Below are 16,596 nucleotides of genomic sequence, written 5' to 3' on the forward strand. Positions count from 1 at the left end.
GGGCGGCGTCTCGCACATCATGCTGTTGCGGCAGAAATCGGTCGGCTGTCATATGTGACGAGGAGTGTCATGAGTGACGACCGAACGGCGGATGACGTGGACCAGCCCACCGACGACAACGAGGACCAGGAGAACGCGGCACCGCCGGATCTCCAGAACGCCATGGACGAGCGCACGTACGACGACACGCTGGACGAGGGCTACTCCCCTCCGGAGAAGCCGCTCGGGGTGACCAAGCACGGGACGACGGCTGCGGAGCAGCACGAGGGCGAGTCCCTGGACCGGCGCCTGGCCCAGGAGGTCCCGGACATCGGCCCGGACCCGGGCGACGGCCTGGGAGATCTGCCCGGGGGCGAGGGCGAGCTCAGGGACGCGGAGGTCGGCACGGAGCGCGCGGGCCGGCTGACCGCTCCGGACGAGGGCACGGGGCCCGACACCACCAAGGAACTCGTCGCGGAGGATCGCGGCATCGACGCGGGCGCCGCGAGCGCCGAGGAGGCCGCGATGCACATCGTGGAGGAGCCGGACGAGGAGGAGCCGGACGCGTAGGAGCCGGACCCGTAGGACCCTCGGATGGGCGCTCGCATGGGACGTGGCTCGCATGGGACGTGAACGACTGACCTTCGACGGCTGGATCGCCGCCGTCGGAACCGGGTCCGGCACCCGTGTGGTGGTGGGCCACTGGCCTCGTTCACCCTTCGGGCCGTTCAGTGACGTCATGCTGGAGCGCGCCGACGGACATCGCATCCTGCTGGCGCCCACCGCCCGTACAGCGGAGTTCGTCGCGGGCGTCTACCACTTCGACGAGGTCCGGACGGGCCCCGTGAACGTACACGGCCGGGGCCCTGTCTGGGACGTCGTCGCCGAGGGGCTGTTCCTGCGCTTCACCGTCGGGCGACGCGGCGCGCTCGGCCTCGCGCTGCGGGCCGTCCCCCGGACACTCGCCCGCAGGCCGGGGTGGGCCGCGCTGGCCGGCGGGCCCGCGCGCCTGCTGCACGGCGTACGCACCCGGGGCAGCTCGCGTCCCGGGTGGCGCCAGTGGTACGCGGCCCTCGACCTCCGCGTGATCACCTCGGCCACCGCCTCCTTCGAGGGAACCGACCTCGGTCCGCTCGCTCCGGTGGCTCCGCCCGTGCGGTTCGGCTTCGGGTCGGCGCCCGCCACTCCGGCACTGGTACGGGTCGTCTCCACGGTCGAACGCACCGCTGCTCCGCTCCGGCGGTGAAGGGGTGGGCGCTCCGGCCGCCGTGTCGAGCAGGGCGGCGCGGGCGGCGGGCGACGAGGATGGGAAGCGCCGGATCGGCCGGTGCGGATCGGGGTGCGGGTGCGCGTGGCCCGGGAGGAAGTGGGCGGCTGTGACCTCGGACGAGACGGCTCCGGCGGCCCCGGACGGGCTGGAGCCCGTTCTGGCGTGGGTGCTCGAGCATTCCCACGCGGCGTCCGCCGAGCGGTTGGCGGGTCTGATCGGTGCGGCCGCGGGCCGGCTGGGGATGACGCGGACGCGTCTGTACCTGGCCGATGTCCAGCAGCAGCGGCTGATCCCGCTGCCCCAGCCCGGCCTCGCGGCCGGGGAACGGGACGGCTTCGCCATCGATGCGTCGCTCGCCGGTCTGGCCTACCGGACCCAGCAGGTCCAATCGTCCCGCGGGGAGGACACCACGTGGTTCCCGATGGTCGACGGCGTCGAGCGGATCGGGGTGATGCAGGCCGTGGGCAGCTGCGCCGACCCCGGCCGGGCGGCCGCGGGCCGGGCCCTGGCGAGTCTGGCCGCGCTGCTGGTGGTCTCGAAGTCCTCCCACCACGACCTGCTCGTTCAGCGCGAGCGGACGCGGCCGATGACGCTGCAGGCGGAACTGCTGTGGGCGTTCCTGCCCCCGCGGACCATCGGCACCGACCGGGCCACGTCCTCCGCGGTGCTGGAACCGGCCTACAACATCGGCGGCGACGCCTTCGACCACACCTTCATCGACGAGGTCCTGCACCTGACGCTCGTGGACGCGATGGGCCACGACCTCGCCTCCGGAGGCGCCAGCGCAACCGCCCTGGCCGCCTGCCGCTCGACCCGCCGCGCCGGGGGTGACCTCCGCGAGATCGTCGCCACCATCGACCGGACCCTGGTGGAGTGGATCCCCGACCGGCTCATGACCGCCGTCATCGCCGAACTCGACCTCGTCCACGGGGACTTCACCTGGATCAACTGCGGCCATCCCCCACCGCTCCTCATCCGCGACGGCCATGTCCTGCACAAGGCCCTCGAACGCCCCGCGCACCTCCCGCTCGGCTTCGGCCACCACACACCCGAACCGCCGCTCCAAGAGCGCGTCCGGCTCCAGCCCGGTGACCGCGTCCTGGTCTACAGCGACGGCATCACCGAAGCCCGCTCCCCCGACGGGAACCTCTTCGGCGAGGAACGCCTCGCCGACTTCGTCATCCGCTCCACGGCCTCGGGCGACACGGCTCCGGAAGCCCTCCGCCGTCTCCTCCAGAACCTGCTCGCCCACCACCAGAACCGCCTCCGCGACGACGCGACCATCCTCCTCACCGAATGGCATCCCCCCACCTGACGCCCAGCCCATCCGTCACCGCGTGCGCATACAACCGCAGGGTCCGGGCACTCGTCCGTTACAGAGCAGGTGTGGAACGCGTAGAGAAGGAGTGTCCGTGCTGCCCATCAAGGTGACCCACAGCGGTGTGCTGATCATCCGTCTGCAAGCCGACCTCGACATCGGCAGCCGTGCCGCCACCTCCTGGGCGATCGACGGACTGTTGGCCGCGCACCGGTCCTCGCCCGTCGTACTGGAACTGTCCGGTGCCGTGCTGAGTCCTGCGGCCGTGAGCACGGTCGTACGGGCGATCCGCGTCTGCCGCGACGCGGGCACGGCCGCGGCCGTGGTCGCTTCCGGCGCGGAAGCCCGCCGCGCCCTCGGCCTGGCCGCCGGCGCCCACACACCGGACGTCCACGCCACCGTCCCGCTGGCCGTCGCCGCCCTCTCGCCCACACTCGGCGCGGCGGCGTAGCGGCCGTTCCCGCGCACGGCCGGCCGAAAGGCCGCCTACCCGTGTCCGAGCGGACTGGCTGACTGCGCGGGCTGGCAGACTGGCCGCCATGACCTCTATCGATCACGGTGGTGTGCGGGAGTCGTGGGATCGACTCGGCCTCTGGCTGAGGACCCCCGTCCGGCGGGGCCCGCTCAGGCCTGCGGCGGACCCGGGACGGGTTGCGGAGGTCGAAGCGTCGCTGGCCGTGACCATGCCTGCGGACGTGCGGGAGTGGTGGGCGCTGACCGACGTCAGCGCCGGCTACTGGATTCCCGGGCCATTCGCTCCGGTGGCGTGGGACGAGGCCCTGGAGACGCGGGAGATCTGGCTGCTCGTCGCGGAGCAGGAAGGGCTCACGTTCGATGCGCACGGGGAGCCGGAGCCTCGGTTTCTGCCGGAGTTCATGCCGATCGCGATGGGCCCGGGCGGTGACGGTCTGATCGTCGACCTTCGGCCGGGCGGGTCCCATGGGGCGGTCTTCCTCTGGGACCACGAACGCTGGGGACTCGGGGTGCCGATGTGGAACTCGATCGGCGCGATGCTTCGGGACATCGCTGTCGCACTCGAAACACGCAGGCCCCTGCTGCTGCGGCAGGCCGCTCCCGGCGGCGCCGAGGCGATCCGTGTGGGCACGGTCGACGACACGGGTGACCTGCACTGGGATTCCGCGGGGTGAGTGGCCGCCAACGGCCGGGCCCGAGGAACCAGGGTCGGAGGATGCGCATCGTCTCCCTGCTGCCCGCGGCCACCGACATCGTGGCGGAGCTAGGCCTGGCCGCCGATCTGGTGGGGCGTACGCACGAGTGTGACTGGCCGCCGCAGGCGGTGGCGGGTGTGCCCGTGGTGACCTCCGCCGAGTTCTCGGCGGACACCCTGAGCAGCCGGGAGATCTCGGACGCCGTCGGCGGCGCCGCGCACAGCGGCTCCTCGCTCTACACCCTCGACACCGCCGCCCTCGGCGCCCTGGCTCCCGAAGTGGTCCTGACCCAGGACCTGTGCGACGTCTGCGCGGTGTCCTACGCGGGGGTGAGCCGGGCCGTGCGCGTCCTCGACGGCGGGCCCCGCGTGCTGAGCCTGGAACCGCGCACCCTGGGCGACGTACTGGACTGCCTGGTGACGGTGGGCGAGCTGCTCGGCGTGGCCGAAGAGGCGCGGGAGCGGCGGGCGGTGCTCGCCGCGCGGCTGGAGGCCGTACGGGCGCGGACGGCCGGGCGGCCGCGGCCCCGGGTGGTGGCGATCGAATGGCTCGACCCGCTCTGGCCGGCCGGGCACTGGGTGCCGGAGCAGATCGCGTGCGCGGGCGGGGAGGCGCTGATCGCCTCCCCGGGTGAGCACACCCGGCCGATGGACTGGGACGCGGTCCGAGCCGCCCGGCCGGACGTACTCCTGGTCATGCCCTGCGGATTCAGCCCGGATCGCACCCTGCGCGAGCGGGAACTGCTGACCTCCCTGCCGGGTTGGGACGAGCTGCCCGCCGTACGCGCCGGTGAGGTGTGGGTGCTGGACGGGCCCGCCTACTTCAACCGGCCGGGCCCCCGCGTCGTACGCGGCGCGGAGGTGCTGGCGCACGTCCTGCACGGGGTCGCAGCGGGTGCCCCGGTGAGCCCGACGGAGGCCCTCCGCCTCGGCCACGGCTGACGGGTGGGTGGGCCGGGGCCCACACGTGCCGTGCTCTGCGGCCGGAATCCGGAAGGACGCCGCCCGCAGAAGGGGCTTCACCTCGTACGCGCCCTTCGACGACTTCTCCGTCGACACCATGGAGAAGGTCCGCGGCGGTGGCTCCGCCTACCGGAGCATCGCCGTCAACGGCACCCCCACCCCGGTCGGCGGCTGCCGGTTCAAGCCCAGCGCCGGCGACCGGGTGTCCTGCACCTGGACGTCCCACCGGTTCAGCGCGGCGGGTGTGTGGTGAGCCAGTGGCGCGCGATCTGTTCGCGCGTGGCGACCCACGCCCCTCCCCGCTGCGCGATGTGCTTCAGGAATCCGTCGAGGGCGCGGATGCGGCCGGGTCGGCCGATGATCCGGCAGTGCATGCCGACGCTCATCATGCGCGGGCGGTCGGCGCCCTCGGCGTGCAGCGCGTCGAACGTGTCGATGAGGTAGGTGAGCATGTCGTCGGCGGTCGTGAAGCCGTGCACGATCAGGAACTTGAAGTCGTTCGCGTCGAGGCTGTACGGCACCACGAGGTGCGGCCGGCCGGCCACCTCGACGTAGAACGGCAGGTCGTCCGAGTAGTCGTCGCAGTCGTAGAGGAAACCGCCCTCCTCGGCGACGAGCCGGCGCGTGGCGAGGCTCGTACGGCCGGTGTACCAGCCGACGGGCCGGCGGCCGACGAGCCGCTCGATCGTCGCGATCGAGCGGGCGATGTCGGCGCGCTCGGCCTCCTCGGGTACGTGGCGGTAGTCGATCCAGCGCCGGCTGTGGCTCGCCACCTCCCAGCCGGCGGCGCCCATCGCCCGCGCCGCGTCCGGGTTGCGTTCCAGCGCCTGCGCGACGGCGTAGACGGTGAGCGGCGAGCCGTGGGCCGCGAGCGTGCGGTGGATGCGCCAGAAGCCGGCGCGCGAGCCGTAGGCAAACATCGACTCGACGTTCAGGTCTCGCCCGCCGACCACGGGCGGCGCGCCGACGAGCTCGTGGAGGAAGCCCTCGGAGGCGGGATCGCCCTCAAGGACGTTCTGCTCACCGCCCTCCTCGTAGTTGAGGACGAGGCTGACGGCGACGCGTGCGCCGCCGGGCCAGGCGGCGTGCGGCGGCTCGGCGCCGTAACCGACGAGATCGCGCTGGTGCTGGGACACGGGCGGCACCCTACCGCCGAGCGGACGCCGGGCCGGTGGGGCACGACGAGGTCCGCAGCCCCCACCGGCATGCGCTGATCAGACGCCCCGGCCCGGGTCGATGGTGTCGCCCACCTTGATGACCTCGTTGCGGGCTGCGCCGGCGAAGGCGGAGCCGGCGACGCTGCCCTTCCAGGTACTGGAGCCGCTGTTGGCCTTGACCCGGGGCCCTTCGGGGCATCGATCGCGGGGTTGCCGCGCGGCGCCCGGAGGTTCACGCGAGGTCGGGATATCAGTGGTCCCGGACGGCGATCAGCGGCGATCGCCACTGCACGAAGGGTGCACTCCCAGTGACCGTCAAACCGATTCCCGAGGGATACCAGCGCATCACGCCCTACCTCTGCGTGGACGGGGCGGCAGCCGCGATCGACTTCTACGTGGCCGTGTTCGGCGCGACCGAGCGGATGCGAATGCCCGCACCCGGCGGCAAGATCGGCCACGCCGAGCTGGAGATGGGCAACTCGGTCATCATGCTCGCCGACGAATACCCGGAGTTCGGATTCCGCTCGCCGAAGGCGGTGGGCGGCACGCCCGTGACCCTGCACCTCTACGTCGAAGACGTGGACGCGGTCTTCACCGCAGCCCTCTCCCTCGGCGCCACGGAGCTCTCGGCGGTCAAGGACGAGTTCTACGGCGACCGCACCGGACAGCTCGAGGACCCCTTCGGCCACCGCTGGAACGTCGCCACGCACGTGGAGGACGTCTCCCCGGAGGAGATGGAGAAGCGGGGCAAGGAGGCCATGCAGTCCATGGACGGCGCGCCGGACGGTACGTGAACAAGTCCGGGTGTCTGGCTTCGTTCATGTTCCAGCGGTTCCGGGGCCGGCTACCCGGCCCGGACTCTGCCAGAACGCAGACTTCCGTGTCGCGATACCCCGCACAGCCGAGGACCAGGCGGAGGAGTCTTCCCAGCAGGACATCAGCACTCTGCACGATGCTCTCGACCGAGTGATGCGCAAACGCATCGCCGAGGCCATGTCCGCCGGCCTCCTGCCGGCCTCCGCCGAAGGCGCATCCCTCACCGACTCCCTGGGCGGCCTCTACGCCGACGCATTCGAGCGTGCCGACGAAAGCAATCTTCGCCGCTGGCTCCTCGCCCGTCTGCAGACCACCGCGGACCCCCACACCGAGCGCTACTGGCAGCTCCTGGCAACGATCAATGGATGGCCCGCATCACCCACGCTCGCTCCCGTCTACTCCTGGTTCACCGCCGCAGTCGCCAGCACCCATGACGACCATCACACGGTCTGATGCGATGAGGACACGCGACCTGAAGTTCGGCTTGTACGCAGACGAGCAGGGGCTGGCATGGGTCAGGAAACTCGTTGAGGACGCTGCGGGCTCCCGGAGCGCGCGGATCATCAGGGAGACCGTCGCACACACCTTTCCCGGGAGCGAGCTGTCGACCGGTGACGTGTACGGCTTTCTGGCGGAACAGTGGGCCGTGGAACATCCTGCTCAGAGCAGCGGCGCACGGCAACTGATCGAGCTGCGCGTGCACTTGGTGTGTTCCCTGTGGACATGGACGGCGATCCGCAAGACGGTGCTCAAGGCTTTGTGTCCAGAGGGAACGGCCCCCCACGCCTGCCGGGTTCCGTGGACGGCTGCCTGAAGCGGCCGACGCCGTCGCCCGGCCCGGCCCGGGACCGGACCTGGTCGTCGAGCTGAGGGAGGACCCGGACGTGGAGGCGTGCGGATGCGCGCACGCCTCCACCCCCTCCCCCGCACCGGGGCCGAGTACCGGTCGATCCAACGGGTCATCGGGCACGGCCCGGACTGCACCCGCCCGACCCACCGACCGCACCTGCTGACCCTGCACACCTTCGAAAATGCATTCAGCGATGCCCGGGTACTGGCTGGCCAGGTCGTAGCGTCCCCGTCCCGGCTCAACTTCCACATGTGATGTTCAGGCGGCACCGTGCCGGCCTTCGGGTGCCGGTGCGCCGTGGACGCGCGCCGGGAACGGGGCCCGCCGGGGCCGGGACGGGCGGTCGGGCCGTGAGGCGTTCCTCACGGCCCGACCCGCCCGGCGACGGCTCAGGCGATCCCGTCCGGGGACCGCTGCCCCCGCCTGCGGTCCACGACCGCCGGCAGTTTGCCGCTCGTCGGCGTGCGGAACAGCGCGGCCCCGTCGACCGCCTCGACCGTGAAGTCGAGCAGTTTCTCCTCGACCGCCGAGCGCACCTCCGGGTAGGCGGCGAGGAAGGCGTCGCGCGCCGTGTCAGGGTCGAGCGCGTGGGACCGCTCCATCCGCAGGGTGATCCCCTCGCGGGTGGGCCCGCTCGTCAGGACGGTCTGCATCTCGCCGGCGTGGCCCAGGTACTCCGCCGCGATGGCGACGAAGCGGCGGTGGTTCAGGAAGTACGTCGCCACGCGCATCACCTCGCCCAGCCGGCCGAGCAGTTCGAAGCGCGGGGCGTGGCTGCCGCAGGGGCAGCGCCCGGGCAGCTCCCGTCCGAGGTCGCCGATGACGTACCGGTCGAGGTGCTGGCCGCGGCGGGCACGGGTGGTGAAGACGAGCCGGCCGGTCTCCCCCGGTGCCACCGGGCGGTCCGTGTCGACCTCGACGATCTCCAGGGTGTGGAGGTCGGCGTGGAGGTGGTGGACGCCGCCGGTGCCGCTTGTGCACTGGTAGCCGAGGGGGCCGAGGTCGGTGCTGCCGTAGGTGATGGAGTGGACGACCTCGATGCCGAACGTGTCGGTGAGGACGCGGCGCTGTTCGTCGGTGAAGTGCTCGCCCCCGTAGTAGATCTTGCGGAGGCCGCCGTAGGAGCGCAGGAGGTCGGCTTCCTCGTGCAGGAGCTGCCAGAGGTAGGAGGGCATCCCGAAGAGGGTGTCGACCTCGTACGCGACGATCATCTCGGCGGTGGCCCGGTGGTCGGGGCCCGCGGCCATCGGCATCTGGACGCCGCCCAGGCGTTCCAGGATGGAGAAGAAGCTGATGAACCCGCCGTACATGCCGCCGCAGTAGAAGAGGTTGGCGGTGCGGTCGCGCGCCGGGTCGTAGCCGGCGGCGAGCAGGCCGCGGGCGGCGGCCCGCATCTGCGTGTCGTAGTCCTCGTACGTGAAGAGGGACAGGGCGGGCGCGCCGGTGCTGCCCCCGCTGCGGAAGTACAGCTCGGCGTCGGCCCGGTCGACGCCCCGGTTGAGGTCCCGGACGTCGTTCTTGTCGCGCAGGGGCCCGGCGGGGCGGGGGAAGTCGACCGGGCGGGCGAGGTCGTCGAGGCAGGCGGTGGCGGCGAAGCGTTCGTCGGCCTGGACCGAGACGCGGCGGCTGTAGCGCTGGAGGGCGTAGACGCCGTCGTGCGGTTCCCCGGCGTAGCCGGCAGTCATGGCGCCGACGGGCGTGACCCGGGTGACTCCGGCGGCCAGGACCAGGGTGGAGAGTTCCGCGATGTCGGTGCGGCTGCCGGCGAGGCCCGCCGTCTGGAGGTAGCGGCGCATGGGGCGCAGCGTCGCCAGCAGGTGTTTGCGGGGCAGCGGCTTGACCCAGACGCTGCGGTGCAGCGGGGAGGCGGTGAGGGCCGGGCGGATGTCGGCCATGACGCGCCACGTGCGGTCGGGGGCGGCGAGGACGCGGGTGAAGCCGAGGTGCTCCTCCAGGCGGGCGAGGTGCTCGGTCGTGGTCAGTTCCGCGTACTCGGCCGGGTCGAGTTCCTGGTCGGCGGGCGCCGGCCGGGCGGCGAGGGCCGCGGCGAGCCGGTCGCAGAACGCGTGGAGTTCGCCGGTGTCCTCGGTGTCGAGGTAGACGACCTGGGGGCTGGAGCAGGCCTGCTGTTCGAAGAGGCAGACGTCCTCGGCCAGGGCGTCCAGGGTCGCCCCGTCGGTCCAGGCGTCCCGTGTGAGGTAGGCGAAGGAGATCTTGTGTCCCCATTCGACGAGCCGGCAGCCGGCCGGCACGTGGGCGGCGACGCCCGCCACGGCGGACTCGCCGCCCCAGACCGCGACGGCGTCCGCGGGGGCGCACATCAGGCGCAGCCAGTCCTGGCGGGAGGAGGGGAAGCGCAGCACGATGACGCGTTCGGCGAGGGCGCCGGTCGGGTCCTGCGCGACGAGCTCGGCGAGGAGGTGCGTGGCGAGGAGGGTGTCGGTGCTGCTGGTCTTGAGGACGTTCACGTTGCCCGCGAGGAGGCCCTCGACCACGCTGAGCGGGGCGACGGTGGCGGCGTTGCCGGGGGCGATGTGGGCGACCAGGCCCACGGGGACCCAGGCCTCGTAGACCGTCTCCTTGGCGTCGGGGCGGTTCAGCCGCTGTGGGGCGGCGCCGCCCAGTTCGCGCCGGAGTTTGCGGGTGAGGGCGCTCCGGTCGAGGAACGCGGCGAGTTCGGCGTACAGCGCGTCGGCGTCCTCGGCGTCGCCCGCGGGCAGGTGGGGGGCCAGCCGGTCCCGGACGGGGTGGTCGGGGTCGCGCAGAGCCGCCGCGAGGGCGTCGCAGGCCGCCAGGACGGTCTCGGTGTCGAGGGGCTCGGCGAGCGCGGCCTCGACGGCGGCGGGCAGCGCGGCCAGTCGGCCGGCGGCCTCGTCGTCGCCGATGAAGGCGCCTTGCCAGTAGTGGTGGTTGATGGTGTCGGTCATGACAGTCCCTTCATCAGTTCGGCGGCGGCCACGGCGCAGCTGCGGTTGCGGCTGACTCCGGCGCGACCGTGGATGGTGAACCACGGGGTGGTCAGCTCGCAGCCGCACTCCTCGCCCGGGTGGAGCGAGGCGAGGTCGCCCATGACGACGCTCTGTGCCGGTACGGAGGTGATGTACGGGGACACCAGGTGGAGGTATCCGCGTTCGCCGTACGGGAGGGGTTCGAGGGTGCGGGTGGAGCGGATGAAAACCCGGGACCAGACGGGTGCGTGGAGGTTGTGCCGCGCGCACTCGATGTACGGGACGCAGTGCTCGACGGAGCCGAAGGTGTCGCGGATCCGCTCGGAAGGCACGCCCAACTGTTCGGTGACACGGGCGTACAGCTCGTCCTTGCCGATCCGGCGGTCGGCGTGGCCCTTCCAGCCGCCGCCGAGGATGATCAGGGAGCCCTCGGGCAGCCGCAGCGGTTCCAGCCCCATGGCGCGCATCCGTTCCAGGGTGAACCAGAGGAACGCGGGGAAGCCGAGGATACGGACCGGGACGTCGTCCTCGGCGAAGCGGCGCAGCGCGGCGACGCAGCCGAAGGGGTCGAACTCGTGCCCGTTGCCGGTGTCGCGCAGGGCGTACTCGACTTGCCGGGCCGGCGCGAAGTCGCACAGGTAGTTGTCGGTGAACGAGGTGCCCAGGTTGAGGTCGCGGGCGGGCTCGTAGCTGTAGAGGAGGTAGTTGACCGGCTGGTCGGGGGTGATCCAGCCGTTGTGGTCGAAGATGCGGGCGACCATGCGCTGGGCGGAGCGGATCGTCCACTCGTCGAAGAACATCTGCGACTTCTGTCCGGTGGTGCCGGAGGAGGTCAGGTGCAGGTGGACGTCGTCGCGGGGGATGGAGAGGACCTCGTGGCGTTTGAAGAAGTTCGCGTGCACCAGGGGTGCCGCGTACGGGGTGCCGGGTGCGGCCGCGTCCGTGGCGTGGAGGTCGCCGTCGTGGTGGTTCGCGTCCTGGAGGTCGCGGAAGAACGGGGACCGGTCCCGGTGCCAGGCGTTGATCTCTGCCATGGCCGCGGCGAACAGTTCCTCCTCGGCGGGACCGCAGGTGTAGGGATCGCTCAGGTCGCAGAGTTGCTGCAATCGGGCGAGGGCCCCGGCGTCGGGGACGTCGACGGGGGCGAGGTGGGGCTTCGGGCCAGTCATGGGGCGACCTCACGTGAGGGCAGATGCGCCGACGCCCAGGCCGACACATAGGAATCGAGGAAGGGTTGGAGCGGCGGGTCGACGACCACGCCGCGGAAGTCGATGTGCTCGGTGGTGCGGGACACCACCACGTAGTCGTGGAAGCCGTCCCCGTCCCGGCGCATGGCCGGGTACACGGCCCCGGCGATGAAGCCCTGGGCGGCGAAGGCGGACAGCGCGGCGTGGTGTTCGAGGGGCACGAGGGCCTCGACGTATCCGGCGCCCGCGCGGGTGAGGGTACGGGTGACCGGCTCCAGCCATCCCGCCGCGGCGGCGGGGTCGGGGTGGGCGGCGACCAGGGCGCAGTAGCCCCCGGTCCGGTTGAGGTAGGCGTACACCTCGAAGTCGCCGTCGGCGGGGGTGAGCAGGATGTTCGGGGCGTGCAGCGGGTAGAACCAGCGGCCGCCGTCGGGGAAGTGCGCGTGGAAGCGGCGGCGGACGAACGCGGGTGCCTCGATCACTTCCAGGGGCGCGGCCGCGGGCCCGGTGGGCAGCGGCGCCGGCGCCGTGGGCCGGGCGTCCGCGTAGCTGATGCCGAGGCTCGCCCCGGCGGTGCGCAGGAGCGGCGCCAGGTGGGCGGGTACCTCGGCGACGGGCACCCGGCGGTCCAACACCCCCGGAGAGTGACGCGCGTAGAGCGCGAGGCTTTCCCGGCTGCCGAGGTCGACCGCGTTGGGCAGGATGCCGAGCGGGCGGAAACCGTGGCGGGCGACGACCCGTTGGGGTCCGGCGCTGACGGTGCGGACGGTGGCGTACACCGAGTCGAGGGTCCCGGCGTCGAGGGTGGCGGAGCACAGGGCCTCGGCCATTCGCCCGGCGAGTCCCGAGCCGCGCTGGTCCGGGTGGACGGCGAGCCCTTCGAGGCGGCCGATGCGGGTGCCGGCCTCGCCGTGGATCGCGGCCGATCCTGCGAGGGCGCCGGTACGGGGACAGCGGGCGACGAGCCAGAGGGTGTGCGGGTCGCGGATGAGCCGGGACATCTCGGCGGGGTCGGTGCCCAACGCCGTGGGGTAGTGCGGTCCGTAGACGGCGTAGTACAGCTGGCGCAGGTCGGCGATGTCCGTCGGCGCGGCCTGCTCGATGACGGCGCTCATCGGGTGCCTCCGCCGGAGGGCGCGGAAGCCGGCGCCGGGTGTACGGCGGGCTTGTCGTCGGGCTCGGTGACGGGCGCGTCGGCGGCTTGGGGCTCGGGCGCGTCGGCGGGCCGGGCGTCGGGCGCGTCCGCCGTGCGGTGGCGCGCGGGCAGCAGGAGCAGGGCGACGGCGGCGGGCACCAGGCCGGCTGCCTGGGTCAGGCACAGCGTCCGCGCGGAGACGTGGTCGCCCAGTAGTCCGAACAGCAGCGAGGCGACCGGGAAGGTGGCTCCGAGCACGGCCTGCATGACGGCGAAGAAGGCCGGCTTGTCGGCGGCCGGGACCAGGCGCTGGAACAGGGCCACGAAACGGACGCCGATCACTCCGACGCACCAGCCCGTCACCAGGAGGGCGCCGGCGATGACGGGCCGCTCCGCGATCAGGCCGGGGACGGCGAGGGCGACGGCCATCGCGCCCAGGCAGGCGGAGCCGACCACCGTGGGACGGCCGGGCACCCGGGCTCCGGTGAAGGAGCCGATGAGCGTGCCCAGGCCGAGGGACGCCTCCAGGAGGGACACGGTCGCGCCGTCGCCGTGCAGGACCGTGGCGGTGTAGAGCGGCATGACGACGAAGACGGCGGTGGTGAAGAGGTTGGCCGCGGTGAAGCAGAGCAGGATGGCGCGGACGTACGGCAGCCTGCCCAGGATCCCTCGCAACGTCCGGCGCGGGGCGGGGGCGGTGGCGTCCCTTCCGGTGTCGACGTCGGCATCGGCGTCCGCGTGGGGCTCCTCGGCCGGGGCCGGGGTGCGGAAGCGGACGGTCGTGATGAGCACAGCGGCCGTGCCGTAGGCGAGGGCGCAGCCCGCCGCGAGCCCGGCCACGCCGGCCCCGTCTACGACGAGGGCGCCGAGCAGGGCTCCGCCCAGGCTCGCGAGGGACTGGGTGGACAGTTCGAAGCCGGTCGCCGCCTCGATGTCCTCGTCGTCGACGAGCTCGGGCACGGAGGTGGTCAGACACGGGTCGAAGAAGGCCTGACAGGTCGCCAGGGCCAGGGCCGCCGCGTAGACCGCGAGGACGGGCAGGTCGCTCGCGGCGGCCCAGCCGGCGAGGGCCGCGGCGGCCGTCCCCGCGCCGGCCGCCGCGCCGCGCAGCAGCGAGCGGTGGGAGCGGCGGGCGATGGCGCGGGCCACGAGCGGGGCCAGGGCCACCGCGGGCAGGGTGCTGAGGGCCATGAGCATGCCGGCGGCGAAACCACCGTCGCCGGTGGCCACGTGGCCGATGAGCCACCAGGAGGTGCCGACCTGGAACATGCGCGTCCCGGCCTGGGTGAGCACTTGGCCCAGCCATACGGTGCCGAAGGCGCGGTTGCGCAGGACGAGCGGGGGGCGGCGGCCGGGAGCTGCCGTCGGGGTGCTCATGCGATCGGCCTCTCGTCGAGGACGCGGACGAGTTTGCCGGAGCGGGAGTTGACGACGAGGTCGCGGTGACGGGTCCATTCGACGCCGAGGGGGTGGACGAATCCCGTGGCGACGCTGTCGGGGTAGAGCGGCCTGGCGGTGTTCAGTCCCTCGACGATCTCCTTGGCCAGGACCTCCCGTGCGACCGGGTCGTGTTCGGGGGCGGTGGCCAGGCGCAGGATCAGGCCGTCGCGCCCCTCCCAGCGGCGTACGACGAGTTGCGTGCCCGTGACGAGGCCCTCGGTGTCGGCCTCGGCGACGGCGCGCAGGGCGTCGTCCCAGTACAGCGCGACGGGCCCGACGCGTACGCCTTCCTCGGCGCGGCCCAGGATCCGGAACGCCCCGCCTTCGGTGTCGGTCCACTCGGCGCGGTCGCCGGCGGGGTAGCGGATGACGGGCATGAGGCTGCGGAAGAGTTGGGTGACGACGACGCGTCCGGGCCGGCCGGCCTCGCGGATCGGTTCGTCGGTCGTCTCGTCGAGGATCTCCACGACGGTGTGCGGGGTGAAGGGCCGGTGCGTGCGCGTGTCCGGGCCGGCGACGGGCCTGCCGAGGAGACCACCATCGACGCTGGCGTAGCCGAGCGAGCGGGGCTCGGCGTTGGGGAAGGCGCCCGCGAGGAGCCGGCGCTGGTCGGAGAAGAGCGCCTCGCCCCCGAAGAACAGGAGTTCCACCTGCGGGAGTCGGCGGCCCGTCGACGTCAGGTGCTCGGCGAGCCGGCACAGGGTGGTCGGCGTGCCGGCGACGACGTGGGCGCCGAAGTCCTGGAGGGCGGAGACCGTCGGCTCCAGGGGTGCTCCGCCGCCGATGGGCAGGCGGACGTTGGCCACGGGGGCGTGGGCGAGGGAGTCGAGGACGAACAGGAAGCTCGCGTACAGCTCACCGGCGTAGAACAGGTCGGCCACCCGGTGACCGGGTCGCAGGCCCGCGTCGACGAGGCCGGCGCCGAAGGCCGTGACGAACTCGCTCCATTCCTCCCGGGTGTAGCAGGAGAAGCGCGGGGTGCCGGTGGTGCCGCCGGTCTTGTACACGACGGCTTCGGCGAGGGGAGCGGTCAGCACCCGGTTGTCGTGCAGGGTATTGGCGGCCCAGAACGCGTTCTGATCCACCACGGGCAGATCGGTGAGGCTGTTCACCTCGGGCGGCAGGTCTGCGTAGAGGTCGGCGTAGAAAGGGGAGCAGTCTCGGGCGAAACGCACGAGGTCGGAAAACCGCTGGACGGGCATGCTGCCTTTACCTGGAAGACGAAGTTGAAATGGAAAGGAAACAGGCGGCTTCCACGGCGTGACGGTCCCCCGACCTCATCTGTTGACTGCTCAACAATGCACGTGTGCCCTGCAGTTCGAAGGTGCGAGCCGCACCTGATCCCGTCTCACATCATGGAACACGGGGAACCTGCCGCCAAATCGATGGCGTGTGCGATCGGGGGCGTAAAGCGGACTTCCGGCCCGCCTGGCCGAAATCGCAGCGCGGGAGAAACGGCGTCGACACTGCCGCGAGAGCCGATTCGAGGCCTTTGGAGCCCGTGAATGCAGGGTTGGGGCCACGCGTGGCATGTGACGAGGTTCTCACCCGGCGAGAACGACGGCGGGTGGGAATGAGTCCGATATCCGCGCCCTCCGGCACTTCCCGGCATCGATATTCGGATGCCGGAATATTCTCGGGCCTCGGGCTCGGGACCGAAGGTGGCGCCGCGGGTCGGACGCCCCCTCCGGCCACGGGGCCCTGGACGGCACGAACGGCGGTCGTTGCAGACTCGGCCCCATGAACTCAGGACTCGCCGCACTGCTCGGCGCCGCCACCACGCTGGGGCCGCGATCGTGAACGGCCGTGCCAGTCATCCAGACCGCGGTCATCGACGGCATCGGCCGGCACCTGCCACCAAGGCGTTCGGGACCACACCGGAGGGGTACCAGCGGCTGCTGGACTGGGCGCCTACGGCGCCGACATCGCCCGGTTCCTCACCGCGAACGGCATCACGGTCATCGAAGTGGACCGCCCGGACCGCGAAGCCAGACGGGACAAACAACGGCAAGTCCGACCCCATCGACGCCTACGGCGCCGCCACCGCGGTCCTCTCCGGCCGGGCCGGCGGCACGCCCAAAGCCAGGCCAGAAACGGGACCGGGGAAGCGATCCGTACTCTGCGAGTAGTCCGCAAGAGCGCCGTCAAGGCCCGAACCCAGACGACTGTCTGGGCCGGAACCTGTCGGCCCAGGCTCTGGGCGTCGAAGCGTGCGTGCCTAAGTCTGCGAGCCTGGAGTTCACACAGACGCCCGAGGAGGCCATCGAGATTGCGAGCGGCCACCAGTACCAACTCGACCTCTAGCGGCGGACGGACGGGCCGGACCTGGACATCACATCGTGCGGCCCGTCCATGCCTTCGACAC

Annotated in this window: 17 protein-coding genes; 11 read left to right on the plus strand and 6 right to left on the minus strand. The window is 72.3% G+C overall.

Annotation, left to right across the window (positions count from 1 at the left end; translation table 11 throughout):
• Positions 1-69 precede the first annotated feature (69 nt).
• The 7 genes from ACGFZK_RS09235 to ACGFZK_RS09265 all read left to right on the plus strand — a co-directional run bounded on the left by ACGFZK_RS09235 (position 70) and on the right by ACGFZK_RS09265 (position 4,951).
• Complete coding sequence (locus ACGFZK_RS09235; RefSeq protein WP_393848218.1) at positions 70-549, plus strand: DUF5709 domain-containing protein; 480 nt, start codon at positions 70-72, stop codon at positions 547-549.
• 52 nt (positions 550-601) lie between these two features.
• Entirely contained in the window at positions 602-1,225 is a 624-nt protein-coding gene (locus ACGFZK_RS09240; protein ID WP_393848219.1) for a hypothetical protein, read from the plus strand.
• A 130-nt stretch (positions 1,226-1,355) separates the two neighbouring features.
• Positions 1,356-2,564 (plus strand): PP2C family protein-serine/threonine phosphatase, encoded by a 1,209-nt coding sequence (locus ACGFZK_RS09245; protein ID WP_393848220.1) that lies wholly within the window; start codon positions 1,356-1,358, stop codon positions 2,562-2,564.
• Positions 2,565-2,661: 97 nt separating this feature from the next.
• Entirely contained in the window at positions 2,662-3,018 is a 357-nt protein-coding gene (locus tag ACGFZK_RS09250; protein ID WP_393848221.1) for an STAS domain-containing protein, read from the plus strand.
• An 88-nt stretch (positions 3,019-3,106) separates the two neighbouring features.
• Entirely contained in the window at positions 3,107-3,715 is a 609-nt protein-coding gene (locus ACGFZK_RS09255; protein WP_393848222.1) for an SMI1/KNR4 family protein, read from the plus strand.
• Positions 3,716-3,756: 41 nt separating this feature from the next.
• Positions 3,757-4,677: a cobalamin-binding protein gene (locus ACGFZK_RS09260; protein ID WP_393848223.1), complete on the plus strand. Its 921-nt coding sequence runs from the start codon at positions 3,757-3,759 to the stop codon at positions 4,675-4,677.
• A 25-nt stretch (positions 4,678-4,702) separates the two neighbouring features.
• Entirely contained in the window at positions 4,703-4,951 is a 249-nt protein-coding gene (locus ACGFZK_RS09265; RefSeq protein ID WP_393848224.1) for a hypothetical protein, read from the plus strand.
• On the opposite strand, the gene puuE is transcribed toward ACGFZK_RS09265, so the two are convergent.
• Positions 4,929-5,834: an allantoinase PuuE gene (puuE, locus tag ACGFZK_RS09270; protein ID WP_393848225.1), complete on the minus strand. Its 906-nt coding sequence runs from the start codon at positions 5,832-5,834 to the stop codon at positions 4,929-4,931. The genes ACGFZK_RS09265 and puuE overlap by 23 nt on opposite strands.
• A gap of 329 nt (positions 5,835-6,163) precedes the next feature.
• Here puuE and ACGFZK_RS09275 point away from each other — a divergent pair, with 329 nt between their 5' ends.
• From ACGFZK_RS09275 to ACGFZK_RS09290, 4 genes are all read left to right on the plus strand, one after another.
• Entirely contained in the window at positions 6,164-6,649 is a 486-nt protein-coding gene (locus ACGFZK_RS09275; RefSeq protein ID WP_393848226.1) for a VOC family protein, read from the plus strand.
• A 175-nt stretch (positions 6,650-6,824) separates the two neighbouring features.
• Positions 6,825-7,124 carry a hypothetical protein gene (locus ACGFZK_RS09280; RefSeq protein WP_393848227.1) on the plus strand — a complete coding sequence of 100 codons (300 nt, stop codon included), beginning with the start codon at positions 6,825-6,827 and terminating at the stop codon, positions 7,122-7,124.
• A complete protein-coding gene (locus ACGFZK_RS09285; RefSeq protein WP_393848228.1) occupies positions 7,102-7,485 on the plus strand; it encodes a hypothetical protein in 384 nt (127 codons plus the stop codon). Before ACGFZK_RS09280 ends, ACGFZK_RS09285 begins: the two co-directional genes overlap by 23 nt.
• A gap of 84 nt (positions 7,486-7,569) precedes the next feature.
• On the plus strand, positions 7,570-7,776 hold the full coding sequence (locus ACGFZK_RS09290; RefSeq protein ID WP_393848229.1) for a hypothetical protein: 207 nt from the start codon (positions 7,570-7,572) through the stop codon (positions 7,774-7,776).
• Between the two features lie 134 nt (positions 7,777-7,910).
• Here ACGFZK_RS09290 and ACGFZK_RS09295 read toward each other — a convergent pair whose 3' ends face one another.
• From ACGFZK_RS09295 to ACGFZK_RS09315, 5 genes are read right to left on the minus strand one after another with little or no spacing between them, the layout of a single operon-like run.
• Positions 7,911-10,448 (minus strand): acyl-CoA reductase, encoded by a 2,538-nt coding sequence (locus ACGFZK_RS09295; RefSeq protein WP_393848230.1) that lies wholly within the window; start codon positions 10,446-10,448, stop codon positions 7,911-7,913.
• A complete protein-coding gene (locus ACGFZK_RS09300; RefSeq protein WP_393848231.1) occupies positions 10,445-11,638 on the minus strand; it encodes an acyl-protein synthase in 1,194 nt (397 codons plus the stop codon). Before ACGFZK_RS09300 ends, ACGFZK_RS09295 begins: the two co-directional genes overlap by 4 nt.
• Positions 11,635-12,771 (minus strand): GNAT family N-acetyltransferase, encoded by a 1,137-nt coding sequence (locus tag ACGFZK_RS09305; RefSeq protein WP_393848232.1) that lies wholly within the window; start codon positions 12,769-12,771, stop codon positions 11,635-11,637. Before ACGFZK_RS09305 ends, ACGFZK_RS09300 begins: the two co-directional genes overlap by 4 nt.
• Complete coding sequence (locus ACGFZK_RS09310; RefSeq protein WP_393848233.1) at positions 12,768-14,168, minus strand: MFS transporter; 1,401 nt, start codon at positions 14,166-14,168, stop codon at positions 12,768-12,770. The genes ACGFZK_RS09305 and ACGFZK_RS09310 overlap by 4 nt, the downstream gene beginning before the upstream one ends.
• The gene (locus ACGFZK_RS09315) at positions 14,165-15,433 is read right to left on the minus strand and encodes a phenylacetate--CoA ligase family protein (protein WP_393848234.1); all 1,269 of its coding nucleotides are present in this window, start codon (positions 15,431-15,433) and stop codon (positions 14,165-14,167) included. Before ACGFZK_RS09315 ends, ACGFZK_RS09310 begins: the two co-directional genes overlap by 4 nt.
• Between the last annotated feature and the right edge of the window lie 1,163 nt (positions 15,434-16,596).

This window comes from Streptomyces sp. NPDC048257 (genome assembly GCF_043201855.1).
Taxonomy (GTDB): domain Bacteria; phylum Actinomycetota; class Actinomycetes; order Streptomycetales; family Streptomycetaceae; genus Streptomyces.